At 44.4% G+C, this 23,764-nt stretch carries 23 protein-coding genes and 1 tRNA gene; 14 read left to right on the top strand and 10 right to left on the bottom strand.

The window, feature by feature from the left end; all coding sequences use genetic code 11:
• The first annotated feature begins 2 nt into the window (after nucleotides 1–2).
• Genes NYE49_RS17710 through pgmB form a run of 4 tightly spaced genes read left to right on the top strand, consistent with a single transcriptional unit; the run spans nucleotide 3 to nucleotide 5,487 of the window.
• On the top strand, nucleotides 3–887 hold the full coding sequence (locus NYE49_RS17710) for a DUF1189 domain-containing protein (RefSeq protein WP_047183237.1): 885 nt from the start codon (nucleotides 3–5) through the stop codon (nucleotides 885–887).
• Nucleotides 865–3,138, top strand: a complete 2,274-nt coding sequence (mdxK, locus tag NYE49_RS17705; RefSeq protein WP_047183236.1) for a maltose phosphorylase — start codon at nucleotides 865–867, stop codon at nucleotides 3,136–3,138. The genes NYE49_RS17710 and mdxK overlap by 23 nt, the downstream gene beginning before the upstream one ends.
• Nucleotides 3,131–4,816: an oligo-1,6-glucosidase gene (gene malL, locus NYE49_RS17700; protein WP_015483736.1), complete on the top strand. Its 1,686-nt coding sequence runs from the start codon at nucleotides 3,131–3,133 to the stop codon at nucleotides 4,814–4,816. The genes mdxK and malL overlap by 8 nt, the downstream gene beginning before the upstream one ends.
• Nucleotides 4,813–5,487: a beta-phosphoglucomutase gene (gene pgmB / locus NYE49_RS17695; RefSeq protein WP_047183234.1), complete on the top strand. Its 675-nt coding sequence runs from the start codon at nucleotides 4,813–4,815 to the stop codon at nucleotides 5,485–5,487. The genes malL and pgmB overlap by 4 nt, the downstream gene beginning before the upstream one ends.
• A 62-nt stretch (nucleotides 5,488–5,549) precedes the next feature.
• On the opposite strand, the gene clpP is transcribed toward pgmB, so the two are convergent.
• Nucleotides 5,550–6,143, bottom strand: coding sequence for an ATP-dependent Clp endopeptidase proteolytic subunit ClpP (clpP, locus tag NYE49_RS17690; protein WP_003228214.1), 594 nt, complete (start codon nucleotides 6,141–6,143; stop codon nucleotides 5,550–5,552).
• A gap of 269 nt (nucleotides 6,144–6,412) precedes the next feature.
• Here clpP and NYE49_RS17685 point away from each other — a divergent pair.
• A tRNA-Arg gene (locus NYE49_RS17685) sits at nucleotides 6,413–6,488 on the top strand.
• Nucleotides 6,489–6,644: 156 nt separating this feature from the next.
• Nucleotides 6,645–7,157, top strand: a complete 513-nt coding sequence (locus tag NYE49_RS17680) for a DUF3231 family protein (RefSeq protein WP_015384719.1) — start codon at nucleotides 6,645–6,647, stop codon at nucleotides 7,155–7,157.
• 35 nt (nucleotides 7,158–7,192) lie between these two features.
• Here NYE49_RS17680 and NYE49_RS17675 read toward each other — a convergent pair whose 3' ends face one another.
• The 6 genes from NYE49_RS17675 to sacB all read right to left on the bottom strand — a co-directional run bounded on the left by NYE49_RS17675 (nucleotide 7,193) and on the right by sacB (nucleotide 13,322).
• Complete coding sequence (locus NYE49_RS17675; protein WP_021480661.1) at nucleotides 7,193–7,513, bottom strand: QacE family quaternary ammonium compound efflux SMR transporter; 321 nt, start codon at nucleotides 7,511–7,513, stop codon at nucleotides 7,193–7,195.
• The gene (locus NYE49_RS17670) at nucleotides 7,513–7,848 is read right to left on the bottom strand and encodes an SMR family transporter (protein ID WP_014480966.1); all 336 of its coding nucleotides are present in this window, start codon (nucleotides 7,846–7,848) and stop codon (nucleotides 7,513–7,515) included. Before NYE49_RS17670 ends, NYE49_RS17675 begins: the two co-directional genes overlap by 1 nt.
• An 81-nt stretch (nucleotides 7,849–7,929) precedes the next feature.
• Complete coding sequence (locus NYE49_RS17665; RefSeq protein WP_047183233.1) at nucleotides 7,930–8,514, bottom strand: TetR family transcriptional regulator; 585 nt, start codon at nucleotides 8,512–8,514, stop codon at nucleotides 7,930–7,932.
• Nucleotides 8,515–8,607: 93 nt separating this feature from the next.
• Complete coding sequence (aspP, locus tag NYE49_RS17660; protein WP_003228228.1) at nucleotides 8,608–10,170, bottom strand: aspartate/proton symporter AspP; 1,563 nt, start codon at nucleotides 10,168–10,170, stop codon at nucleotides 8,608–8,610.
• A gap of 106 nt (nucleotides 10,171–10,276) precedes the next feature.
• Nucleotides 10,277–11,827 (bottom strand): 2,6-beta-fructan 6-levanbiohydrolase, encoded by a 1,551-nt coding sequence (gene levB, locus NYE49_RS17655; RefSeq protein WP_047183232.1) that lies wholly within the window; start codon nucleotides 11,825–11,827, stop codon nucleotides 10,277–10,279.
• A 73-nt stretch (nucleotides 11,828–11,900) separates the two neighbouring features.
• On the bottom strand, nucleotides 11,901–13,322 hold the full coding sequence (sacB, locus tag NYE49_RS17650) for a levansucrase (RefSeq protein WP_046340268.1): 1,422 nt from the start codon (nucleotides 13,320–13,322) through the stop codon (nucleotides 11,901–11,903).
• 656 nt (nucleotides 13,323–13,978) lie between these two features.
• Between sacB and NYE49_RS17645 the strand changes: the two genes are divergently transcribed.
• The 5 genes from NYE49_RS17645 to padC all read left to right on the top strand — a co-directional run bounded on the left by NYE49_RS17645 (nucleotide 13,979) and on the right by padC (nucleotide 17,846).
• Nucleotides 13,979–14,548, top strand: coding sequence for a hypothetical protein (locus NYE49_RS17645; protein WP_047183231.1), 570 nt, complete (start codon nucleotides 13,979–13,981; stop codon nucleotides 14,546–14,548).
• Nucleotides 14,549–14,696: 148 nt separating this feature from the next.
• Nucleotides 14,697–16,052: a serine hydrolase gene (locus NYE49_RS17640; RefSeq protein ID WP_047183230.1), complete on the top strand. Its 1,356-nt coding sequence runs from the start codon at nucleotides 14,697–14,699 to the stop codon at nucleotides 16,050–16,052.
• Nucleotides 16,053–16,067: 15 nt separating this feature from the next.
• A complete protein-coding gene (racX, locus tag NYE49_RS17635; protein WP_015483727.1) occupies nucleotides 16,068–16,751 on the top strand; it encodes a broad specificity amino-acid racemase RacX in 684 nt (227 codons plus the stop codon).
• Nucleotides 16,752–16,882: 131 nt separating this feature from the next.
• On the top strand, nucleotides 16,883–17,338 hold the full coding sequence (locus NYE49_RS17630; RefSeq protein ID WP_047183587.1) for a DUF3237 domain-containing protein: 456 nt from the start codon (nucleotides 16,883–16,885) through the stop codon (nucleotides 17,336–17,338).
• Between the two features lie 22 nt (nucleotides 17,339–17,360).
• Nucleotides 17,361–17,846 (top strand): phenolic acid decarboxylase, encoded by a 486-nt coding sequence (padC, locus tag NYE49_RS17625; RefSeq protein WP_015384708.1) that lies wholly within the window; start codon nucleotides 17,361–17,363, stop codon nucleotides 17,844–17,846.
• Nucleotides 17,847–17,872: 26 nt separating this feature from the next.
• On the opposite strand, the gene NYE49_RS17620 is transcribed toward padC, so the two are convergent.
• From NYE49_RS17620 to slrR, 3 genes are all read right to left on the bottom strand, one after another.
• The gene (locus tag NYE49_RS17620; protein ID WP_047183229.1) at nucleotides 17,873–18,064 is read right to left on the bottom strand and encodes a hypothetical protein; all 192 of its coding nucleotides are present in this window, start codon (nucleotides 18,062–18,064) and stop codon (nucleotides 17,873–17,875) included.
• 2 nt (nucleotides 18,065–18,066) lie between these two features.
• Entirely contained in the window at nucleotides 18,067–19,536 is a 1,470-nt protein-coding gene (gene pnbA, locus NYE49_RS17615; protein ID WP_047183228.1) for a para-nitrobenzyl esterase, read from the bottom strand.
• 74 nt (nucleotides 19,537–19,610) lie between these two features.
• Nucleotides 19,611–20,069 (bottom strand): transcriptional regulator SlrR, encoded by a 459-nt coding sequence (gene slrR / locus NYE49_RS17610; RefSeq protein ID WP_003228245.1) that lies wholly within the window; start codon nucleotides 20,067–20,069, stop codon nucleotides 19,611–19,613.
• 245 nt (nucleotides 20,070–20,314) lie between these two features.
• Between slrR and NYE49_RS17605 the strand changes: the two genes are divergently transcribed.
• The 3 genes from NYE49_RS17605 (at nucleotide 20,315) to NYE49_RS17595 (ending at nucleotide 23,763) form a co-directional block, all read left to right on the top strand.
• Entirely contained in the window at nucleotides 20,315–21,019 is a 705-nt protein-coding gene (locus tag NYE49_RS17605; RefSeq protein ID WP_003228247.1) for a YveK family protein, read from the top strand.
• Nucleotides 21,020–21,024: 5 nt separating this feature from the next.
• The gene (gene epsB, locus NYE49_RS17600; RefSeq protein WP_003228249.1) at nucleotides 21,025–21,708 is read left to right on the top strand and encodes a protein tyrosine kinase EpsB; all 684 of its coding nucleotides are present in this window, start codon (nucleotides 21,025–21,027) and stop codon (nucleotides 21,706–21,708) included.
• Between the two features lie 234 nt (nucleotides 21,709–21,942).
• Nucleotides 21,943–23,763, top strand: coding sequence for a nucleoside-diphosphate sugar epimerase/dehydratase (locus tag NYE49_RS17595; RefSeq protein ID WP_174616672.1), 1,821 nt, complete (start codon nucleotides 21,943–21,945; stop codon nucleotides 23,761–23,763).
• Nucleotide 23,764 lies beyond the last annotated feature (1 nt).

The raw sequence follows: 23,764 nt of genomic DNA, 5'->3' as shown, positions 1-23,764 counted from the left end.
CAATGAAGAATCTGGAGAATAAAAGCTTTATCATCCGCTGCCTGAAAGCGGCTGCATCTCCATCAGGTGTTTGCCGCTACGGGAATACCTTCAGCTGGATGCAGCTCTCTTTTCTCTTTATGTTTTTAACGGCCTGCTTAATGGCGCCGTTAACGGTTTCGTTTGTGAAAATGGATCGCTTCAGCGTTGCATCTTTTATGCCGTCAGCGGTTCAAGGAGTTAATGATCAATTTGCTGATCAATTACAGGGGTTTCAAATCAGGAACGGAAAACTAACAGGCGGGAAGAGCTCTGAGAGGGTTGAAGATGGGCAGAATGTGATGGCAGTCGATATGAAGCATGAATATGAGACAAGCGGTGAAAATGGGCGATTGAAAGTAACTGGATTTGAAAACGCCATCATATTTCAACCTGATCAACTGGTGATCACCGATCAAAACGAAACGGGGTTTTCTGTTGGCTATGCGAAAATGGACGTTAAGCTCGAGAAACCAAACGTCCATGATGTAGAGGTTTTGATCGATACATTATGGTTGGCACAGTATAAGCCGATGACCATGATGCTGGCATATACGGTGGTTTCTATGATCCAGCTTTTGTTAACGTTTGTTCTTGCCGGAGGCCTCTGGATCACAAAAATATCAAACATGGTCTCTATTGCATCATTCAAGGAAGCGGCCTCTATAGCGATTTGCGCATCAGCACTGCCGGCATTTGCGGCAGCTGCTATCGGCATGGTTCATTTTGATTTGATTACTGTATTGATGATCCATTCGTGTGGCGTTACTTTGATGATCTCTTTTGCATTTAGATATTTGACCAAAATCCGCCGTGATAATGGAAACTTACATTCGGGAGGAAATGATGATAAATCAGCGGTTATTTGAGATTGATGAATGGAAAATCAAAACAAATACATTTAATAAGGAGCATACACGGCTGCTGGAAAGCCTGACGTCTCTTGCCAATGGTTATATGGGGGTCAGAGGGAATTTTGAAGAAGGCTATTCAGGCGACAGTCACCAAGGCACATATATTGCAGGCGTGTGGTTCCCCGACAAAACGCGAGTAGGCTGGTGGAAAAACGGGTATCCAGAATATTTCGGAAAAGTGATCAATGCGATGAACTTTATGGGCATAGGCTTATATGTTGACGGTGAAAAAATCGATCTCCATCAAAACCCAATCGAATCATTTGAGGTAGAACTCAATATGAAAGAGGGGATTCTGCGTCGAAGCGCTGTTGTCCGCATTCAGGATAAATCCGTCAGAATCAGGTCAGAGCGGTTTCTTAGCCTTGCCGTAAAAGAACTCTGTGCGATTCATTATGAAGCGGAGTGCCTGACGGGAGATGCTGTCATTACGCTTGTTCCTTACCTGGATGGAAATGTGGCAAATGAAGATTCTAACTACCAAGAACAGTTTTGGCAGGAGGAAGCGAAAGGTGCTGATTCTCACAGCGGCCATTTAGCAGCAAAAACGATCGAAAATCCATTTGGAACACCGCGCTTCACGATTTTAACCGCAATGGCAAACGTGACAGAAGGTTTTGTCCATGAAAGCTTTAAAACGACTGAAATGTTTGTTGAGAATCGTTACAGCTACCAAACGAAGGCATCATTGAAAAAGTTTGTGATTGTCACGACTTCCCGTGATTTTCGGGAGGAAGAGCTTTTTTTGAAAGCCAAGGAGCTTTTGGCGGAAGTGGTAGAGAACGGCTATGAAGATGCAAAACGGAGGCACACTGATCGATGGAAGGAAAGATGGGCAAAAGCGGACATTGAGATTAAAGGAGATGAGGAGCTACAACAAGGAATCCGCTACAATATCTTTCAGTTATTCTCGACGTATTACGGGGGCGATGCCCGTTTGAATATCGGGCCGAAAGGATTTACTGGCGAGAAATATGGAGGTGCAGCATATTGGGATACTGAGGCGTACGCCGTTCCGATGTATTTGGCGACAGCCGAGCCGGAGGTGACGAAAAACCTGCTTTTGTATCGCTATCATCAGTTGGAGGCTGCTAAACGCAACGCGGCAAAATTGGGGATGAAGGGGGCACTTTATCCGATGGTGACGTTCACCGGTGATGAATGCCACAACGAATGGGAAATCACCTTTGAAGAAATTCACCGCAATGGCGCGATCTGTTATGCGATCTACAATTATATCAATTATACAGGCGACCGTAACTATATGGAAGAATACGGGATAGACGTTCTTGTGGCAGTCAGCAGATTTTGGGCCGACCGTGTTCACTTCTCGAAACGAAAAAATAAGTATATGATCCATGGCGTCACAGGGCCGAATGAATACGAAAACAACGTTAACAACAATTGGTATACGAATGTCATTGCGGCTTGGACGTTGGAGTATACTCTACAAAGTCTCGAAAGTATCTCAGCGGAGAAACGCCGCCTTCTGGATGTGCAGGAAGTAGAATTGAAAGTCTGGAGAGAAATCATCCAGCACATGTACTATCCATTTAGTGAAGAACTGCAAATTTTCGTTCAGCATGACACGTTCTTGGACAAAGACCTGCAAGCAGTTGACGAATTAGATCCAGCGGAGCGGCCTCTTTATCAGAATTGGTCATGGGACAAGATTCTCCGCTCCAATTTTATTAAGCAGGCAGATGTTCTCCAAGGCATTTATCTTTTTAATGACCGTTTTACAATAGAAGAAAAACGGCGAAATTTTGAATTTTATGAGCCGATGACTGTTCATGAATCAAGCCTATCGCCCTCTGTCCATGCGATTCTCGCAGCCGAACTCAAGCTGGAAAAGAAAGCGCTCGAATTATATAAGCGCACAGCAAGGCTTGATCTTGATAATTACAATCATGATACGGAAGAAGGCTTGCATATTACTTCAATGACGGGTAGCTGGCTGGCAATCGTTCATGGCTTTGCAGGCATGCGCACCGCGAATGAGACGCTGTCATTTGCTCCGTTTTTGCCGAAAGAATGGGACGAATATTCATTCAACATCAATTATCGAAATCGATTAATCAATGTGACGGTTGACGAAAAGCGCGTTATTTTTGAGCTTGTAAAAGGCGAGCCGCTGCACATGAACGTTTATGAGGAACCAGTTGTCCTACAGGGACGATGTGAAAGGAGAACGCCTAATGAGTGAATGGTGGAAAGAAGCTGTCGTTTATCAAATTTACCCGCGCAGTTTTTATGATGCCAATGGAGATGGATTCGGGGATTTGCAAGGTGTGATTCAAAAGCTGGATTACATCAAAAATCTCGGGGCGGATGTCATCTGGCTCTCCCCGGTATTTGATTCCCCGCAGGATGACAACGGATATGATATCAGCGATTACAAAAACATGTATGAAAAGTTTGGGACAAATGAAGATATGTTTCAGCTGATTGATGAAGTCCATAAACGCGGAATGAAAATCGTCATGGATTTGGTCGTGAACCACACATCAGATGAGCATGCTTGGTTTGCTGAAAGCCGCAAGTCGAAGGACAATCCTTACCGGGATTATTATTTTTGGAAAGATCCTAAACCGGACGGCTCAGAGCCGAATAATTGGGGATCGATCTTTTCAGGCTCAGCGTGGACATACGATGAAGGAACAGGGCAGTATTATTTGCACTACTTTTCGAAAAAACAGCCTGATTTAAATTGGGAAAACGAAGCCGTTCGCCGGGAAGTTTATGATGTAATGAGATTCTGGATGGATAGAGGCGTTGACGGCTGGCGGATGGATGTGATCGGCTCTATTTCTAAATACACCGATTTTCCGGACTACGAAACGGATCATAGCCGCAGCTATATTGTCGGCCGTTATCACTCTAACGGCCCACGTCTTCATGAGTTTATTCAAGAGATGAACAGGGAAGTGCTTTCTCATTACGACTGCATGACAGTCGGAGAGGCAAACGGCTCTGATATTGAAGAGGCGAAAAAGTACACAGATGCAAGCAGGCAAGAGCTGAATATGATCTTTACATTTGAACATATGGATATTGATACAGAACAAAACTCGCCAAATGGGAAATGGCAGATCAAGCCGTTTGATTTGATTGCTTTAAAAAAGACGATGACAAGGTGGCAGACCGGGTTAATGAATGTCGGCTGGAATACCCTTTATTTTGAGAACCATGATCAGCCGAGGGTTATTTCCCGCTGGGGCAATGACAGGAAACTGCGTAAGGAATGTGCGAAGGCATTTGCAACGGTTTTGCACGGCATGAAAGGAACGCCGTTTATTTACCAGGGAGAAGAAATCGGCATGGTCAACAGCGATATGCCGCTGGAGATGTATGATGATCTTGAAATAAAGAATGCATATCGTGAACTAGTCGTCGAAAACAAAACGATGTCAGAAAAAGAGTTTGTCAAAGCCGTGATGATAAAAGGAAGGGATCATGCGAGAACACCTATGCAGTGGGATGCCGGAAAACATGCGGGATTCACAGCCGGAGACCCATGGATACCGGTAAATTCCCGCTATCAAGATATCAATGTGAAAGAGTCCTTGGAAGATCAAGATTCGATTTTCTTTTACTATCAGAAGCTCATTCAATTACGAAAGCAATATAAGATTATGATATATGGCGATTATCAGCTGTTGCAGGAGAATGATCCGCAGGTCTTTTCTTACCTCCGAGAATATCGAGGGGAAAAGCTTCTTGTCGTTGTGAATTTATCGGAAGAAAAGGCTCTGTTCGAAGCGCCTCCAGAACTGATTCATGAGCGTTGGAAAGTGCTGATTTCAAACTATCCGCAGGAGCGGGCTGACTTAAAGAGTATTAGCCTCAAACCTTATGAAGCTGTGATGGTCATTAGTATATGAAAGCGGTCATTTTTGATTTAGACGGAGTGATAACAGATACGGCTGAATATCATTTTCTCGCTTGGAAGCACATCGCAGAACAAATCAATATCCCCTTTGACAGAGACATGAATGAAAGGCTAAAAGGAATCAGCAGAGAAGAGTCACTTGAAAGCATATTGATCTCTGGCGGTGCGGAAACAAAGTATACAAATGCGGAGAAACAAGAACTTATGCATCAGAAAAATCACGATTATCAAACGTTGATCAGCAAATTGACGCCGGAAGATCTTTTGCCGGGGATTGGCAGGCTCCTATGTCAATTGAAAAACGAAAATATAAAAATCGGGTTAGCATCTTCAAGTCGCAATGCCCCCGAGATTTTAAGACGATTGGCAATTATCGATGATTTTGATGCCATTGTTGATCCGACGGCTCTTGCGAAGGGGAAGCCTGATCCTGACATCTTTTTAACAGCTGCAGCGATGCTCGATGTTTCCCCTGCTGATTGCGCGGCAATAGAAGACGCAGAAGCAGGCATTTCTGCAATCAAATCTGCGGGGATGTTTGCGGTTGGTGTCGGTCAAGGACAGCCGATGCTTGGTGCTGATTTGGTTGTGAGGCAGACGAATGATTTGACGCTTGAGCTGTTACATGAGGAATGGGAGCAGTATAGAATAAAAAGTGTTTAAGGGAGTCAATTCCTTGAAATGAAAAAAACCTGCAAGAGACGCAGCTCTTGCAGGTTGTGTTATTACTTTTTGTCTTCTGTGTGAGTCAAAATTTTGTCAATCAGGCCGTATTCAAGCGCTTCTTCAGCAGACTTGAAGTTATCACGGTCTGTGTCGCGTTCGATCACTTCAAGCGGCTGGCCAGTACGTTCAGCAAGGACTTTGTTTAATTTGTCGCGAAGCAAGAGAATGCGTTTCGCGGCAATTTCAATTTCTGTCGCCTGACCTTGCGCACCGCCAAGTGGCTGGTGAATCATGACTTCACTGTTTGGAAGCGCATAGCGTTTGCCTTTTTCGCCGGCTGCAAGCAGGAACGCGCCCATTGACGCAGCCATGCCGATACAAATTGTAGATACCTTCGGCTTAATAAACTGCATGGTATCATAGATCGCCATACCGGCTGTAATAGAGCCGCCCGGGCTGTTGATGTAAAGAGAAATTTCTTTTTCAGGATCTTCTGCTGCTAAGAATAAAAGCTGTGACACGATGGAGTTCGCAACGTTGTCATCAATCGCAGATCCAAGCATGATGATACGATCCTTTAATAGACGAGAATAAATGTCATACGCTCTTTCCCCGCGGTTCGTTTGTTCAATGACTGTAGGTATTAAATTCATAATGCTCCTCCTTCACCTTTTAGGTAAGTATGTAGTTACATGATACATTTTTGGTCAATAAAGGTCAAACAAAAAGCTGGCTTGATATGCAAAGTCGTCTCTTTTTCCCATTTTCCCCAAAAATACAGGGGTTCAAACCATCGTATGTCAGATTGCCAATTAAGATGCTTTGTCTATTTAAAAAACGGCCTCTCGAAATAGAGGGTTGTTATTTGAATGGAATTATCGTATAATAAGTTGTGCTGACGTTCTCATAACGCAGTCATTCTGCGCTCGTAGCTCAGTTGGATAGAGCGGTGGTTTCCGGTACCACGTCTGTCGGGGGTTCGAATCCCTCCGAGCGCGTCCAATAGAACAACAGGAAAGACAAGGGTTTGGCGATTTGCCGCTCTTGTCTTTTTTGTTTTGTTTCATAAATCTTTTTCTTGCTGAAACATAAATTTTCCTCCTACCGGGCACGTTATGGAATGTATGCGATATGAATTTGCGAGGAGGATGAACATGGGTATTTTAAGCGGAAATCCGCAGGATGAACCGATGCATTATGGTGAGGTATTCGGCTTGTGGAGTTATGTGATGGCGGGCAATAAAATGGTCGGCAATTACCAAATGCTATTGAATCATGTCGGTGATGACGACCTGAAGAAGCTGCTTCGTGAGTCTATTGAAAAATGCCAAGATGAAATCAAACAGGTCAGCACGATCCTGAAAGAAAACGGGGTGGCGCTGCCGCCGGCTTCTCCTGAACCGCCGACAGCAGATCTTAACGATATTCCGCCTGGCGCACGGTTTCTCGATCCGGATGTGGCGGCCTCCGCGGCAGCAGCAAATGCTGCAGGTCTTGTGACATGCAGCAAAATGATGGGGCAATCGATTCGTGAGGATATTGCGATGATGTTTGGGCAATTTCATATGTCGAAAGCGGCAACCGGCGCAAAATACTTAAGGCTGCTAAAAAACAAAGGCTGGCTCATCCCGCCGCCGCTTCATCTTCAAAAACATCACGAAGCTTAATGGCAAAGGCATATACAGCTGTATATGCCTTTATTTTATGAAGATGACGTAAGACGCAGGCCGATGACGCCGGCTAGAATAAGGCAAAGTGAAATCACCTGTGAAAGCTGAAACCGCTCCTTAAACCAGATGAGCCCGACCGCCGAAACGCCAATGCTTCCAATGCCAGTCCAGACGGCATAAGCGACTCCGGCAGGCAGGACCATCATTGCTTGGGAAAGGCAGTAAAAGGATAAGCCGAATCCAACAGTCATCACAATGATCGGCCATTTTTTTCTTGTTCCGTCTATATATTTCATGGCAATGGCAGCTATAATTTCTTCTATGCCGGCAATCACTAATAAAAACCATGCCATTATTGTTCACCTCCCGGCTGAGATTTGCTTTCTTTCGTAAATAATTTCATTCCTAAAATGCCAGCCAGCAATAAAGCTAAAAAGAACATTTGGGCTGCTGAGAAGGATTCGCCCAGAACAATTCCAGTCAGATATGTTCCGACGGTTCCGATTCCCACAAACACAGTGTACGCCGCGGCCATCGGGATTTTTTGATAAGAGCGGATCAACAGGATAAAGCTGACCGCGATTAAGATAAAAATGATGATCCAATCCAAAAGCGAATCAGCATGTTTGAGGGAAGAGGCCCAAACAACTTCTAAAAGCCCTGCAATAAAAACAAGAACCCAATTCAAATGAAACACCTCTCTATTTTATGAATGAACGTCAGTCATTTTTAGAACATTAAAAAATGAGCGGTGTTACCCAGTCATTTTTTAAGCAGTGCCTAAGCTCCGTTTTAAGAAAGTAAAAATTTCCTTTTTATACACTTCAACATTTTCATCTTGTTCAAATCCGATATAGAATCGTTCCGCAGTGTTCTCGACCAAGTTGATAATTGTTCTGGCCGTCCATTTTGAATTGATTCCTTCCGTTACCTCATGGTTTGCAATGGCCTTGTTGATAATTGTTTCAAGCCAGGAGTAATAAGGTTGATAGATCGTCTCCCATTTTTCCATGGAGTGGTCGATCGCAAGCCCGGAATAACAGAGGACAATAATATCCTTATGGCGTTCTGTAATGAGAAAAGTCTCATCAATTAATATATCTAAAACGGTCCAAAAATCCTCGTCCCCATGCAGCCTACTTTTGATTTGATCAAGTGTATGGGTGAGAAGATTTTCTGCAATGGCCGGTATGAGGGCATTTTTAGATGAGAAATACAAATAGAATGTTCCTTGGGCAGTGCCGGCCTTTTTGACAATATCAGAAATAGAAGCCTTGTCGAGGCCTTTTTCAGAAATGACTTCTATGGCAGCCTGCAGAATTTTTTCATATTTGCCTGATGTTTGTTTTGGCATGAGGAACACCTCCAATAATGACTGACTCTCATTCATTTTATCGCGTGTATGTATGTTTGTAAAGAATAAAGAAGCAAGAAACCTCTTGCTTCTTTATTTATCGTAATCAATGGCGGCTTTTGGGAGCCCGGTATACTTTGCCCAGTAATAAATCGCAAGTGAGCCGATCGCGACTAAAATGAGATCGACGGGATTGCTGATAATCCCTAAACCATGTCCGAAAGAACCGATGTAGGAAAAGATCAGCATCATAATATAAAACCCGATAAGCCACCAGGCTGATTTCAGCTGCTGAGCGAGGCTGACATCTTCTTTAGGCGTATATTTGCTGAAACAGAGATAGATCAAAAACATCACGAGCTGTGAACCGAGCAGCCAGGAGACTGTTTTCCATCCTGACCAGTACACGATAAACGCTGTAAATATAAAGGAAAGCGGCCCGATAATGCTCATTCCCTTTAAATAAAACGGCCTGTTTAAGTCCTTCGCGTTGACCCTCAGCGCAGCTGAAGAAATGGGTGCAATCGCATATGAAAGAATGAGCGCGACTGAACAGACATTGACGAGCGCGTTCCACGAAGGAAAGGGAAGTGTCCAGAAAATGGACAGGGCAAACGAAAGCCAAAGTGAAGCGCGGGGTGTCCCCGTATCTTTATTGACCTTTGAGAATATGCCAAATAATGTGCCGTTACGCGCCCAGGCGTAAACAAGGCGGGATGTCGTATTCATAAAGATATTCCCGTTTCCTCCGGGAGACAAAATGGCGTCTAAAATGACAAGCGTTGCAAGCCAGCCTAACCCGAGCATGACCGCAATATCCTTAAACGGCAATGAGAACTCCCGGCCAATTGCCGGCCAGCCATGTTTCAGTGTTTCTGTCGGGATTGCACCAATAAAGGTGACCTGCAAAACAGTATAAATGATGGTAGAAACGATGATGCAAATGATTAAAGCGATCGGGATATTGCGTTTTGGATTTTGGACTTCACCTGCTACTGATACAATCGGGTGCAGGCCGAGATACGCAAACATGACGCCGCCTGTCGAGATGGCAGCCTGAATACCTGTAAATCCAAACGGTGCAAATCCTTGAACGGATAAATTCTCCGGCTGAAAATGAAAGATCAGCACAATAATGATGGTAATCGGCACAATATATTTAAAAATCGATATGATGAAATTCGCCTTAGCGAAGGTTTTGACGCTCCAATAATTCAGCAGGAAAAACAAGCATAATAGGGCAAACTGCAAGATCCAGCCGGAAATGGTCGGCGAATCAGACCCTTTAATGGTCAGGCCGGGAAACCAATAGGCCACATACTGGCGCACAGCGGTCACTTCAATTGAAATCAAGCTTGTATAAGCGACAATCGTGACAAACGAAATTAAGTAGCCGACAAGGTGGCCATGTGAATAAACGGGGTATCGAATGATGCCTCCGGTACGGGGCAGAGCGGCTCCGAGCTCTGCGTATACGAGCCCGATTAACAAAATAATGGCTCCTCCGAGGATCCAGGAAAAAGCGCCGGAGGGCCCTGCTTTTGAAGCGACATTACTGACAGCGAACAGCCACGCTGATCCAAAGATGGCTCCCATCCCAATCAAAATCAGATCAAACAGCGACATTGATTTTTGAAAATTTCCTTGTTTAGACATTCGCTTCCTCCTTTGAAACCAGCCTTATATTTCTTACAATGCCCAATATGTAACAGAGAATACCGCTCCTAATAAAAAAACAGGGCAGCCTGCGCTGCCCCTGTTTTTATTCATGAATCGAATCAAAGTGTTTCACTGTTATATTTTTGAAGGAGGCTGTGCCGCCGTCAGAAAAAAGGGTAATTCCTTTATCTTCAGGCTTTGGGAAGACTTCATTTGAAAAAACGGTTTTCCCGTCGCCTACAAATACTTCTATCGTTGTCTTATCGACGAGAATTTTTACATGTGCTTCATGTTTGCTTACATCGTAAGGTGCTTTGCTTTCGACAAAGGTATTGCTTTTGTCAGGCTGATTTGTGGCTGCTCTATTGACATATGCATAGCCGCCTTCGGCGAAAATGCCGACATCAATATGGCGTTTTTGGTCTTCTGATTCTCTGAGCCTGACGCCTGCATTTTTTAGCTCTGACCAAGAAAGATCCATATCAAGCTGGTACGTATCACCTGTCATCGACAATGTTTTTGATCCGTTCACATCCTGATCCTCTATTTCGTCAGTTGAAACAGTCAGCTGCTCCAAAGCTTCAATCGGCTGTGAGACGAGGCTGTATGTTCCATCCTGCTCCTTCAGCCGGAGTTCGCGTATGACAGAATCTGTGCCGTTAAAGCCGTTCTTCATTGTCGGGGTGTTGTTGGCATAATCCCAATTGTTCATCCAGGCAAGCGCATACCGTTTTTCTAATGGATCTGTGCTTTTGCTGTCTTCGAACGTCACACCGCCATACCAGTCGAAGCCATAGTCAAGCCATTGGGCTTCAGTCTGATCCGCTTTGAATTCTTTTCCGTCGAAGCTTCCGGTCCAGTAGGCGTACGTATTTGGTTTGCCCCACGGTTTGCCATTCGCGCTGGCGCCGAGAACCCACTTATTCGTTCCGTCGCTTGCCCGCATCATGTAGAGGTCGGGACATTCCACCATTCCCGCCTGTTCTGGGAAGAATCCGCTTGTGTAATGCCAGTCCTTAAGATTATCGGATTCATAAAAGCCGATTTTTGATCCTTCAGCCATAACCATGACCCATTTGTTATCTTGGTCATCCCATATCACTTTCGGGTCTCTGAAATCGTCTGTGCCCGGATTAGGCATAACGGGGTTGCCACTGTAGAATTTGAATGATTTTCCTTTGTCTGTGCTGTACCACAAATATTGCTCCTGTTTTTTGTCTTTGGCTGAGGGCTGTGTCACAATCGCGACAAGCGCATTTTTCCCGAAGCCCGCTGTGTTCTCTTTATCCACCACGACGGAACCGGTCCAAATATCACCGTCCGGGTTCGTATATTTCGGAATCGCCACGCCTTCATCGGTCCAGTGCACCAAATCCTCTGAGACGGCATGGCGCCATTCTGTGCCGTTGCCTTTTGGGTAATCCCGGTTATATAGATAGAAATAATGATACTTGCCATCAAAATAGATCGGTTTTTGAGGGTCATTTTTCCATTTATCCGGCGTCGTAAAATGATATGCCGCCCGGTAGTCCGGCTTCTGTTTTGATTTTGTTTTTTGGTCATGTCCTTCTTTTGGAAATAAGTCGATAAACAGCAATATTCCTAAAAAGGTTAGGAATACGGTTAGCCATTTGCCTGCTTTTATATAGTTCATATGGGGTTCACCTTTATGTTGATAAGAAATAAAAGAAAATGCCAATAGGATATCGGCATTTTCTTTTGCGTTTTTATTTGTTAACTGTTAATTGTCCTTGTTCAAGGATGCTGTCTTTGACAACAGATGTTTTCTTGCCTTTGATGTTCAGCAGGAAGCTTGGCGCAAACGTTGATTGTTTGTCTGCGTAGAATCCTCTGTTTGTCATATAGCTTGTAATCACGACATTGTTTCCTTTCGCTTGAGGTACAGCGAAGTGTGAGTAAGTAAAGGTTACATCGTTAGGATCAAGATCCATTTTTAATACAAGGCCAGTTTTGTTCAGCGGCTTGTATGGGCCAGTTAAAGAATTAGAAACATAGCCAAGCATGTAAATATCGTTAGACGTGATGCCGTCAATCGTCATTTTTGACCCGCGGGAGTCAGTGAACAGATACCATTTGCCGTTCATTTTAAAGACGTTCGCGCGTTCAATTTCATCTGTTACTGTGTTAGATGCAATCAGCGGTTTCATCACTTTTTTCAGTGTGTAGTCATCGTTTAGCTCGATCATGCCGAGGGCGCCGTTTGCTAACTCAGCCGTGCGTTTTTTATCGCTTTGCAGAAGTTTTTGACTTTCTTGACGGAAGAACGATGTGCTTTTGCCATAGTATGCTTTGTTAAATAAAGATTCTTCGCCTTGGTAGCCATCTTCAGTTCCAGTGTTTGCTTCAAATACTAAGTATTTGTGGCCTTTATCTTCTACGTAGTGAGGATCTCTCAGCGTATGGTTGTCGCCTGAGCTGTAGTTGCCTTCATCGATGAACTGCTGTACATTTTGATACGTTTTGCCGTCACCGTCAAAGATTGATTTATAATCCTCTACACCGTTGATGTTCAAAGAGCTGTCTGATGCTGATACGTTAACCTGTGCAGTTGTCAGTGTTTGTTTGCCGTAATGTTTACCGGAGAAATCAGTGTAGAATAAACGGATGTGACCGTCAGATGTGAATGTCGCTGAGCCAGACCATTCTTGTGTTTGGTCTTTCAGGATTGAATCATTTGCATCGAATTTGTCGCTGTCTTTGAAGACGCGGCCAGCGTTTTTCCAGCTGTCAATAGAAGTTTCGCCGACTTTTTGATAGAACATGTAAATCGATGTGTCATCCGCGTTTTTAGGATCTCCGGCTAATGCAAAGACGATGTGGTAGCCGTGATAGTTTGCGACAGTGCCGTCAGCGTTTTGTAATGGCCAGCTGTCCCAAACGTCCAGGCCTTTTGCAGAAGAGATATTTTTAATTGTGGACGGATCGAATTCAGGTACTTGATATTTTTCATTTTTTTGCTGTTCAGGGATTTGCAGCATATCATGGCGTGTAATATGGGAAATGCCGTATGTTTCCTTATATGGTTTTTGGTTCGTTTCTTTCGCAAACGCTTGAGTAGCGCCTCCTGCCAGCAGTGCGGTAGTAAAGGTTAATACTGTTGCTTGTTTTGCAAACTTTTTGATGTTCATCGTTCATGTCTCCTTTTTTATGTACTGTGTTAGCGGTCTGCTTCTTCCAGCCCTCCTGTTTGAAGATGGCAAGTTAGTTACGCACAATAAAAAAAGACCTAAAATATGTAAGGGGTGGCGCCAAAGTATACACTTTGCCCTTTACACATTTTAGGTCTTGCCTGCTTTATCAGTAACAAACCCGCGCGATTTACTTTTCGACCTCATTCTATTAGACTCTCGTTTGGATTGCAACTGGTCTATTTTCCTCTTTTGTTTGATAGTAAATCATAAAAGGATTTGTGGACTACGGGCCTAAAGAACTAAAAAATCTATCTGTTTCTTTTCATTCTCTGTATTTTTTATAGCTTCTGTTGCATGGGCATAAAGTTGCCTTTTTCATCATAATTCAGAAAATATGACAATATCTCATTTTTCTATTGATCGATTAAAAAGGATCTCTAACTGAGGTTTTTCATATAAGATTAGCTGATGCTTGGTGAAGCATGCCTCTTGGATTAAAAAGCAGTAATTCGTTTTGGGAACATGCTGCTGTTATTTCTATTTTTGAGTACAGTCCGGGCAGATACCGTTTCAATGTCTGTAACGATCAATATAATAATGTATTAACTAGCAAAAAAAGATAGAAGCTTAAGGCTTATAAGGAGGAAAAAGTTATGCCGCCACGGCCAACTAAATGGATTATGAGGAACGATCGACCGGAACCTCTTTTATCACCAAGTGTCATGCAAGGCAGAAATGGAAATACCCCGCCAGCTCAACAAAACCAGCTCTTCGCACCAATTACGGCAAATAGTAACCAGCCTATTTCTGCTTTCCGAGCTACCAGCAATGCGAATCTGTCAGTGGCTGCAAATGCAGCTAGCGGAGTCCTTTTTCAAAATGTGCAATTTGATTTGGCGAATGAATATAACCCCGGCACATCTATATTTTCCCCGAGAACAGCAGGCGTGTATTCTCTTAATGCATCAGTTGAATTTCAAGCGAATGCGAATGTTGGCTTCAACTTAGAAGTCGTATTTCTCGTGAATCAAGATGTGGTAGGCGGCGGAAATAACCAATTTCAAGCAGGGAATCTCCCCGCTGTCGTAGCCATTACGGAAATTCTTCAGTTAAACGCCGGAGATACGGTGACAGTTGCAATGAGGAGTACTGCCGCAGGAGTCATTCAAGCGACTGCGAGAACCCATTTTGCAGCCGCTAGAGTTCCTTCTCCGACTTCATAAAAGAGGATTTTTTGATTCATGCAGATCTAATACCGCTATATTAAAGTTGATTTTTCCTATTTGAGGATTAATCGGCTTTTTTTATTGTTTTCAAAATATTTGAAACGTTAGTAGGTTAGTTACGTACAGAGATATGGGAGGTGGAGGAATGAAGCAGAATAAAAGAAAGAATCTTCAGACGTTATTTGAGACATTAGGCGAAAAACATCAGTTTAACGGGACGGTTCTGGCTGCGGAGGGTGGCGATATTTTATATCACCACTCTTTTGGCTATGCGGAAATGACGGAAAAACGCCCGTTGAAAACCAACTCTTTGTTTGAGTTAGCGTCTTTGTCAAAGCCTTTTACAGCATTGGGAATCATCTTGCTGGAGGAGAAGGGGATTCTTGGCTATGAGGATAAAGTGGATCGCTGGCTGCCCGGTTTTCCGTATCAGGGCGTAACGATTCGGCATTTATTGAACCATACGTCAGGGCTTCCTGATTATATGGGATGGTTTTTTGCCAATTGGGATTCACACAAGATTGCGGTGAATCAGGATATTGTCGATATGCTGATGAATGAGGGGCTGCCCGGTTATTTTGAGCCGAATGAAGGCTGGATGTACAGCAATACGGGGTATGTGCTGCTGGCGGTTATCATTGAAAAAGCATCTGGCATGAGCTATGCGGATTTTATGAAAACAAGTATTTTTTCACCAATCGGCATGAATGAAACAAGAGTGTATAACAGGAGGCTTTCGCCTGAGCGAATAGATCATTATGCATATGGATATGTGTATGATGTACACTCCGAAACATACGTCCTCCCTGATGATTTAGAGGAAACGGACTATGTTGTGTATCTCGATGGCATACAGGGAGACGGGACTGTGAACTCTGTCACAAGCGATTTGTTTCGATTTGATCAGGCTTTATATCAGGACGATTTAATCAGCAAGGCTTCTAAGGAATCTGCGTTTTCTCCAGTGCGCCTCAACAATGGAGAAACAATTGATTATGGCTTTGGCTGGGTACTGCAAAACAGTCCTGAAAAAGGGCGGATTGTCAGCCACAGCGGAGGATGGCCCGGCTATTCGACGATGATGATCCGATATATCGATCATCGTAAAACGCTGATTTATTTGAGTAATAAGGAAGAGGATACTGAATATGAACAAGCGATTCTGAAGGCGGCGGAACATATTCTATTTGGCCAGCCATATGAGGTCCCGGAACGTCCTGCTGATAAAAAGAAAAAAGCTATTGATACGGCGATATACAGCCGCTATGTTGGCAGCTACCTGTTGCAGGATGGGACGGCTGCACAGGTGACAGCCGAGAATGAACGGCTTTATTTGGAGATCACCGGACAGCTGAGACTGGAGTTATTTCCTTTCTCGGAAACACGTTTCTTTCTGCGATCATTGTCTGTTGAAGTCGAGTTTACGTTAGGTGAGGATGCTGCGAAAAGCTTTATCCTCTATGAGGATGGCTCAGAGGAAGAAGCAGTCCGTACGAATTAGAAAGGAATGAATTTGATGATCGGAATATTAGCCGGAATGGGGCCGAAATCGACCTCGCCGTTTATTGATAAGGTGATTGATTACTGTCAGAAGCTGTATGGGGCTTCAAACGATATTGACTACCCGCACATGATGATCTATTCATGCCCGACGCCCTTCTATGCAGATCGTCCAATTGACCATGCTGAGATGAAAAAAGCGATTATCGACGGGGCGGTAAAGCTCGAGAAAACAGGCGTTGATTTCATTGCGCTGCCTTGTAATACGGCGCATGTCTACTATGAAGAGATTCAGCAGGCACTGTCGGTTCCTATGTTACATATTGTTGAGGAAACGATAAAAGAGATTCCGCAGCCTGCAAAAAAAGCGGTTGTTTTAGGAACAGAGCCAACCATCCAATCCGCCATCTACCAAAAAGTTCTGAAGGAAAATGGAAAAGAAGTTGTTCACAAGGACCATTGGCAGCAGGCTGTGAACCAGCTAATCGCCGCAATCAAACAGCCAAATCATATGCAGCATACACCAGTATTGTGGCAGACGCTATATGAAGAAATCAGTCAGCATGCAGACATCATCATTTCAGCCTGCACGGATTTAAATGCGTTGTTAAATCATATTCAAAGTGAGATTCCGATGATAGATTCCTCTGCCTGTCTTGCCAAAAGCACTGTCAGCACATATCTTGCTTATCAAAGCTAGCTTCAGCCAAGGACTGTCTTCAAACAGTCCTTGTTTTTTTATGTTCCTATTGTTTGACAGTTAACTGCAATAGTGTTAAAGTAAACATGTAAATAGTTACATGATTTTTTTCTGGAGGTGAGGTGGTTCTCGTGAAGAAGCCGGCTTTAAAACCATTCGCCTCTTTAGAAATCAAGGTTGATCCGCCTATCACGATTGGTGAGACAGGCCTGGGACTGAGACGATTCATTCCGATTCGTTCGGGAACAATAACCGGGGAAGTAAAGGGACGTATTTTGCCGGGCGGTGCCGATTCACAAATGATTCGCGCTGACGGCAGAACCGATTTATCTGCCAGGTATGTGATTGAAACAGCAGATCATGAACTGATTTACATTGAAAACAATGGACTACGGCAAGTCAGCGAGCCGTTTCGAAAACAAGCGGCAGCCGGGGAAATTATTGATCCTGAGCATGTTTATTTCCGTACGGTACCGACGTTTGAAACAGGCAGTGAAGCCTATCAATGGCTCCATGACCGCTTGTTTATCGGTTCCGCAGAAAGAACCCCTGATTACGTTCGACTAGACATTTATGAAGTGCAGTAAAAGACTAAGGAGAGTGTGAAAAATGGAAAACTTTATCGGAAGCCACATGATTTATACGTATGAAAACGGCTGGGAATACGAGATTTATATTAAAAATGACCATACAATTGATTATAGAATTCATAGCGGAATGGTTGCCGGACGCTGGGTTCGGGATCAGGAAGTGAATATTGTCAAACTGACAGAAGGCGTATATAAAGTGTCTTGGACAGAGCCGACTGGCACGGATGTTTCATTAAACTTTATGCCAAATGAAAAACGCATGCACGGCATTATTTTCTTCCCGAAATGGGTGCATGAACATCCTGAAATTACGGTTTGCTACCAAAATGACCACATTGATTTGATGGAAGAATCCCGCGAAAAATATGAAACGTATCCAAAATACGTTGTACCTGAATTTGCGGAAATTACATTTCTGAAAAATGAAGGAGTCGACAACGAAGAAGTGATTTCGAAGGCTCCTTATGAGGGAATGACAGACGATATTCGCGCGGGAAAATTATAATAAACATAAAAACCCGGAAAAGAGAATTACTTCTCTTTTCCGGGTTTTCTTTTTGCTGAGTATGCGGGAACCATCACAATTCCCGTGAAAAACAGTATGATGCCAGTCCAGCGCATAGGCTGGTAATAGACTGTGTCCCGTAAACATATCACGGCCGATAAAATAATGATACAAGCGGCCACAACAATGGCAGCACCAATGTATCCTGTTTTCCCCATGTTTATTCTCCTTTTGGAGGGAATAGTTTCTGCCTTTTTTCAGATTCGGGATCGTTTTCGATCGTAATCTCTGAATCTAAAATCAGCGTCTCTCTTGTTTCTTCCTGATACGCCGGCCAATTCACAGCTTCGGTGCTTGGGTTTCCTGTTTTGGCGAATGTGATCCATGCTGTTTGTATCGAGTGAGAAAGCTGTTTCACCTCATCCGTAACCTCCGCTTTTGCCATTCGTTCTAATCCGTCCAGATTTCCAAAGACAAAAGGAAGCTCTAATGCGTGAAACGCTTTATTGTACGGCGGCTTCTCCGGGTGCCAATCGAACCGGTACATCCAGACAGGGGCGTAATGAGACTGTGCGGATGCATAGGCGACAGCAGGGCGCCAAAATAATAAATCAGTCATCATATGAATTTGGCTTTCCAAAGAACGCGGATACAAATCGGCAGCTTTCTCTGCCAGCGGGTTCCCTAGTAAATACTCGAGCGCTGCATCAAGCGTTTCCTGAGAATGAACGTCTGAATCCGGGGTGAAAAATAAATATCCTTCATCACGGGTTGTTCCGATTAATAGCGGAATGCCGGAAGCAGCCCCTTCTGCGATCGCTTTTTCTGGTTCAGCAGGAAGCGTTTTCGGATCAAGGGCGGGCTGGAAGAACAGCTGAAAGATATTTTCTTTTTCTGCGATCCGAAGCTGATCGGCCGCTTTAAGCAAATCTTCCGCTGCTACAGTATGCAATCTGTCCAGCTGGCTCTCATTAATCCCAAGGACCTGTAAAAAGGCAGCCGCAGTGCTTGCCGCTTGTTCTTTTGTCATTGTTCGAGAAGCGCCGCTTTCCATGATCGCTTTCTGGAACAGGCCTTTTGCCGCAGGCATAGCGAGCAGCGCGGCAATGCTCATGCCGCCGGCGGATTCTCCAAATACTGTTATGTTATTGGGGTCACCGCCAAACGCTGAGATATTCTCTCGCACCCATTTCAGTGCGGCGGCTTGGTCTAAAAGCCCAAGGTTATCGGAATACGCCTCATCAAATGAAGACAAGTGCAAAAAGCCAAACGGCCCCAGCCGATAGTTCAGTGTGACGACAATGACCTCTCCCTGCGCCGCAAGTTTTGATCCGTCATATAATGGCTCACTGCCCGCTCCAAGATAAAAAGCGCCTCCGTGAATCCACACCATGACAGGCAGGTTTTGACTTGGAGTGTCAGGCGCAAATACATTGACATACAAGCAATCCTCGGACTGGCGGGGCAGCTCGGCATACGACAGTGAGAGCAAATCAGACGGCTGCGGGCAAACAGGGCCGTACGCTGTGGCATCAAGGACATCTTCCCACACTTCAGGCGGCTCAGGTGCTTTAAAACGCCATTGTCCGACAGGCGGCTTGGCATAGGGGATGCCTTTCCACTTATGCACGCCGTTTTCCGTTGTGCCTTTTATTTTGCCGTATTGAGTCGTTACTATTTGATGAGTCATTGTGTTCTCTCCCTTTTTCCCCCATTATAAACAGATTTACCCTATAGATGCGAACGTTAGCCCTTAACCGATCATCATCTTCCCATTGTTTTTAAAAAGGATTTGACTTCATGGACAGTCAAGCCGATTTCTCTTGCTTCTGCCATCAGCGCTTTCCATTCTTCTATATTGGATTCCGTCAGTTTACGGTTGCGGTAAGAGGCAGTTTCAGGCTGTTCTTTCTTCAGCCTGTTCGTAAAAGTGAACAATTCTTCCTTTTCCATCCCGGCTTGTACGGCTTGCACTAAATGTACGCGCCATTCTTCTTCACCGCCGCTGATTTTTTCATACATCATTGTTTCTGCGTCAAATAATTCTGTTAATTCAACTTCCAGTGTGGCAGAAACCTTTTTTAAAAATTGAACGGACGGATTCGTGTGAACGCCTCTTTCAATCTTGCTTAAATAGGATTTGGATACGCCTGACTCAACAGCCAGCTGATTAATAGAATAGCCTTTTCTTTTACGGTACAAACGGATAATTCTTCCAATCATAATATGAAATTCTCCTCTATTCCTGTCATTATTTCGTTCATTATAAGGAATTTTTCGTTCTTTATAAAATTTAAAATAATAAGGGAAGTGCAGTAAATTAGAGGAAAATCATGATTTTGTTCTCTAAAGAGAACTTATTGGCTTATTTTGCAATTTTTAAATAATAACGTTTTCTTTTATAATCCAATCATTAACAGAAAGGGGCGCGGGAAGCCAGCCGCGGGAAGGCTGAAGGCTATGAATACATGAATGAGAATATGAGTTTCAAAGAATTATATGCGATTGTCAGACACAGATTCGTGCTGATTCTGCTCATCACAATCGGCGTCACCCTTATTATGGGTTTTGTGCAATTTAAGGTCATTTCACCGACCTACCAGGCGTCGACACAGGTGCTGGTTCATGAATCAGACGGTGAAGAAAACTCGAATCTCAGTGACATCCAGCGAAATCTTCAGTATAGCAGCACGTTCCAATCGATTATGAAAAGCACTGCCTTGATGGAAGAAGTTAAGGCGGAATTGCACCTATCTGAATCGGCTTCCTCGCTGAAAGGAAAAGTGGTTACCAGCAGTGAAAATGAATCAGAAATAATCAACGTTGCCGTTCAGGATCACGATCCGGCGAAAGCAGCTGAGATTGCGAACACATTAGTGAACAAGTTTGAAAAAGAAGTAGATGAAAGAATGAATGTACAAGGCGTACATATATTATCAGAGGCGAAGGCTTCTGAAAGCCCGATGATCAAGCCGGCCAGGCTGCGAAATATGGTCATGGCTTTTGGCGCTGCTGTCATGGGCGGCATTACACTGGCATTTTTTCTGCATTTTCTCGATGATACGTGCAAAAGCGCACGGCAGCTCAGCGAGAGAACCGGATTGCCATGCTTAGGCTCCGTTCCTGATGTCCACAAAGGGCGGAATCGCGGGATAAAACATTTCGGGGAGTGAAGCGAGTGATCTTTAGAAAAAAGAAAGCAAGGCGAGGTTTGGCTCAAATATCTGTTTTACACAATAAATCAGTTGTTGCGGAACAATATCGCACCATTCGGACAAACATTGAGTTCTCATCTGTCCAGACCAACTTGCGATCTATCCTCGTCACCTCCTCTGTGCCTGGTGAAGGTAAATCGTTCAGTGCAGCGAATCTTGCGGCTGTCTTTGCGCAGCAGCAGGAAAAGAAAGTACTGCTGGTGGATGCCGATTTAAGAAAGCCGACCATCAATCAGACGTTTCAGGTTGATAATGTAACCGGGCTGACAAATGTGCTGGTCGGCAATGCTTCACTCAGTGAGACGGTGCAAAAGACGCCGATCGATAACTTATATGTACTGACAAGCGGGCCGACCCCGCCAAACCCGGCAGAACTGCTGTCTTCAAAAGCAATGGGAGATTTAATATCTGAGATCTATGAACAATTCAGCCTCGTCATCTTTGATTCCCCTCCGCTTTTGGCTGTTGCGGATGCTCAGATTCTAGCAAATCAGACAGACGGCAGCGTGCTCGTCGTTTTAAGCGGAAAAACAAAAACCGATACCGTTCTAAAAGCAAAGGATGCACTGGAACAATCCAATGCGAAGCTGTTAGGCGCTCTTTTAAACAAAAAGAAAATGAAAAAATCGGAACACTATTCCTACTAGTTTTTGTAAAGGTGATGTCTCCTGACCTGTATCAATGGAGGCACTCGGCTCTGCTGTGGGCAGCTGAAGTTGCTGCCTTAGATGCTGGTCGTCGCTGGCGGGGCGTGAGGATGGGTTAAATGCCCACTTATCTGATATATACATAGGACGTATTGTCGGTTTAGCTGCTGCCGATTTTTTGGAGAGACGAAAACCGCCGCAGCTAAACCGATAAAAGAATTAGGGGGGAAAAGGTTGAGTTACCGGAGAAGACTGTCAATGATTATTGCGCTGGATACTTACCTCGTTTTAAATTCAGTTATTGCAGGATATCAATTTTTAAAAGATTCCTATCAATTTTATGACTCCGGAGCATTACTGCTTACCGCTGTCAGCTTGCTCCTCAGCTATCATGTGTGTGCTTTCCTGTTCAATCAGTATAAACAGGTGTGGACATACACCGGACTCGGCGAGCTGATTGTCCTGCTTAAGGGCATTACGCTTTCCGCCGCTGTGACCGGCGTCATTCAGTATGCTGTGTATCATACAATGTTCTTCCGTCTGTTAACCGCGTGCTGGGTGCTTCAGCTTTTGTCTATTGGAGGTACCCGTATTTTATCCAGAGTATTAAACGAAAGCATCAGAAAAAAACGCTGCGCCTCGTCCCGCGCGCTGATTATCGGGGCGGGTTCAGGTGGGACTCTGATGGTCAGGCAGCTGCTTTCGAAAGATGAACCTGATATCATACCGGTCGCTTTTATTGATGACGACCAAACGAAGCATAAATTAGAAATTATGGGGCTGCCCGTAATCGGCGGAAAAGAAAGTATCATGCCTGCGGTGCAAAAGCTCAAAATTAATTATATTATTATTGCCATTCCTTCACTCCGCACCCATGAGCTTCAGGTGTTATATAAAGAATGTGTGCGAACCGGAGTAAGCATTAAAATTATGCCTCATTTTGATGAAATGCTGCTTGGCACGCGAACTGCCGGACAAATCAGAGATGTAAAAGCTGAGGATTTGCTCGGCAGAAAGCCGGTAACCCTCGACACTAGCGAAATTTCGAATCGCATCAAAGGAAAAACAGTTCTCGTCACGGGAGCGGGCGGATCAATCGGCTCAGAAATCTGCCGTCAGATCAGCGCGTTTCAGCCTAAGGAAATCATTCTGCTCGGCCATGGGGAAAACAGCATTCATTCGATTTATACAGAGCTGAACGGACGATTCGGCAAACACATTGTGTTCCATACGGAAATCGCTGATGTGCAGGACCGCGATAAAATGTTTACCTTGATGAAAAAGTACGAGCCGCATGTTGTCTATCATGCAGCTGCCCATAAGCATGTGCCTTTAATGGAACACAACCCTGAAGAGGCGGTCAAAAACAATATTATCGGAACAAAAAATGTCGCGGAAGCAGCCGATATGTCGGGAACAGAGACATTCGTGCTGATTTCATCTGACAAAGCGGTGAACCCAGCCAATGTAATGGGGGCGACAAAACGATTCGCAGAGATGATTATTATGAATCTTGGGAAAGTCAGCAGAACCAAATTTGTCGCTGTTCGCTTCGGCAATGTACTCGGGAGCCGCGGCAGCGTCATTCCGATTTTCAAAAAACAGATTGAAAAAGGCGGCCCGGTGACAGTAACACATCCGGCAATGACCCGCTATTTCATGACGATTCCCGAGGCATCAAGGCTTGTGATTCAGGCTGGGGCACTGGCGAAAGGGCGTCAAATTTTCGTTCTCGATATGGGAGAGCCCGTAAAGATTGTGGATCTAGCCAAAAACCTCATTCATTTGTCCGGCTACACGACTGAGCAGATTCCGATCGAATTCACAGGCATTCGTCCGGGCGAAAAAATGTATGAAGAATTACTGAACAAAAATGAAGTCCATGCTGAACAAATCTTTCCAAAAATTCACATCGGTAAAGCGGTGGACGGCGATTGGCCGGTGCTGATGCGCTTTATCGAGGATTTTCATGAGCTGCCGGAAGCCGACCTGAGAGCGAGGTTGTTTGCGGCAATCAATACATCAGAAGAAATGACGGCTGCTAGCGTTCATTAGG

The sequence above is a fragment of the Bacillus sp. FSL L8-0358 genome (assembly GCF_038593095.1).
Lineage (GTDB): Bacteria > Bacillota > Bacilli > Bacillales > Bacillaceae > Bacillus > Bacillus subtilis.
The sequence above is the reverse complement of the archived record's forward strand: the minus strand, read 5'-3'. Positions and strand labels throughout refer to the sequence as shown.

Excerpts from the sequence above, each read along its gene's own strand:
- NYE49_RS17710 (WP_047183237.1), top strand. The coding sequence starts at position 3 with ATGAAGAATCTGGAGAATAAAAGCTTTATCATCCGCTGCCTGAAAGCG.
- pgmB (WP_047183234.1), top strand. The coding sequence starts at position 4,813 with ATGAAAGCGGTCATTTTTGATTTAGACGGAGTGATAACAGATACGGCT.
- NYE49_RS17605 (WP_003228247.1), top strand. The coding sequence starts at position 20,315 with ATGAATGAGAATATGAGTTTCAAAGAATTATATGCGATTGTCAGACAC.
- NYE49_RS17675 (WP_021480661.1), bottom strand. The coding sequence starts at position 7,513 with ATGGCATGGTTTTTATTAGTGATTGCCGGCATAGAAGAAATTATAGCT.
- padC (WP_015384708.1), top strand. The coding sequence starts at position 17,361 with ATGGAAAACTTTATCGGAAGCCACATGATTTATACGTATGAAAACGGC.
- racX (WP_015483727.1), top strand. The coding sequence starts at position 16,068 with ATGATCGGAATATTAGCCGGAATGGGGCCGAAATCGACCTCGCCGTTT.
- NYE49_RS17620 (WP_047183229.1), bottom strand. The coding sequence starts at position 18,064 with ATGGGGAAAACAGGATACATTGGTGCTGCCATTGTTGTGGCCGCTTGT.
- NYE49_RS17640 (WP_047183230.1), top strand. The coding sequence starts at position 14,697 with ATGAAGCAGAATAAAAGAAAGAATCTTCAGACGTTATTTGAGACATTA.
- mdxK (WP_047183236.1), top strand. The coding sequence starts at position 865 with ATGATAAATCAGCGGTTATTTGAGATTGATGAATGGAAAATCAAAACA.
- levB (WP_047183232.1), bottom strand. The coding sequence starts at position 11,827 with ATGAACTATATAAAAGCAGGCAAATGGCTAACCGTATTCCTAACCTTT.
- malL (WP_015483736.1), top strand. The coding sequence starts at position 3,131 with ATGAGTGAATGGTGGAAAGAAGCTGTCGTTTATCAAATTTACCCGCGC.
- sacB (WP_046340268.1), bottom strand. The coding sequence starts at position 13,322 with ATGAACATCAAAAAGTTTGCAAAACAAGCAACAGTATTAACCTTTACT.
- NYE49_RS17680 (WP_015384719.1), top strand. The coding sequence starts at position 6,645 with ATGGGTATTTTAAGCGGAAATCCGCAGGATGAACCGATGCATTATGGT.
- NYE49_RS17645 (WP_047183231.1), top strand. The coding sequence starts at position 13,979 with ATGCCGCCACGGCCAACTAAATGGATTATGAGGAACGATCGACCGGAA.
- pnbA (WP_047183228.1), bottom strand. The coding sequence starts at position 19,536 with ATGACTCATCAAATAGTAACGACTCAATACGGCAAAATAAAAGGCACA.
- slrR (WP_003228245.1), bottom strand. The coding sequence starts at position 20,069 with ATGATTGGAAGAATTATCCGTTTGTACCGTAAAAGAAAAGGCTATTCT.
- aspP (WP_003228228.1), bottom strand. The coding sequence starts at position 10,170 with ATGTCTAAACAAGGAAATTTTCAAAAATCAATGTCGCTGTTTGATCTG.
- clpP (WP_003228214.1), bottom strand. The coding sequence starts at position 6,143 with ATGAATTTAATACCTACAGTCATTGAACAAACGAACCGCGGGGAAAGA.
- NYE49_RS17665 (WP_047183233.1), bottom strand. The coding sequence starts at position 8,514 with ATGCCAAAACAAACATCAGGCAAATATGAAAAAATTCTGCAGGCTGCC.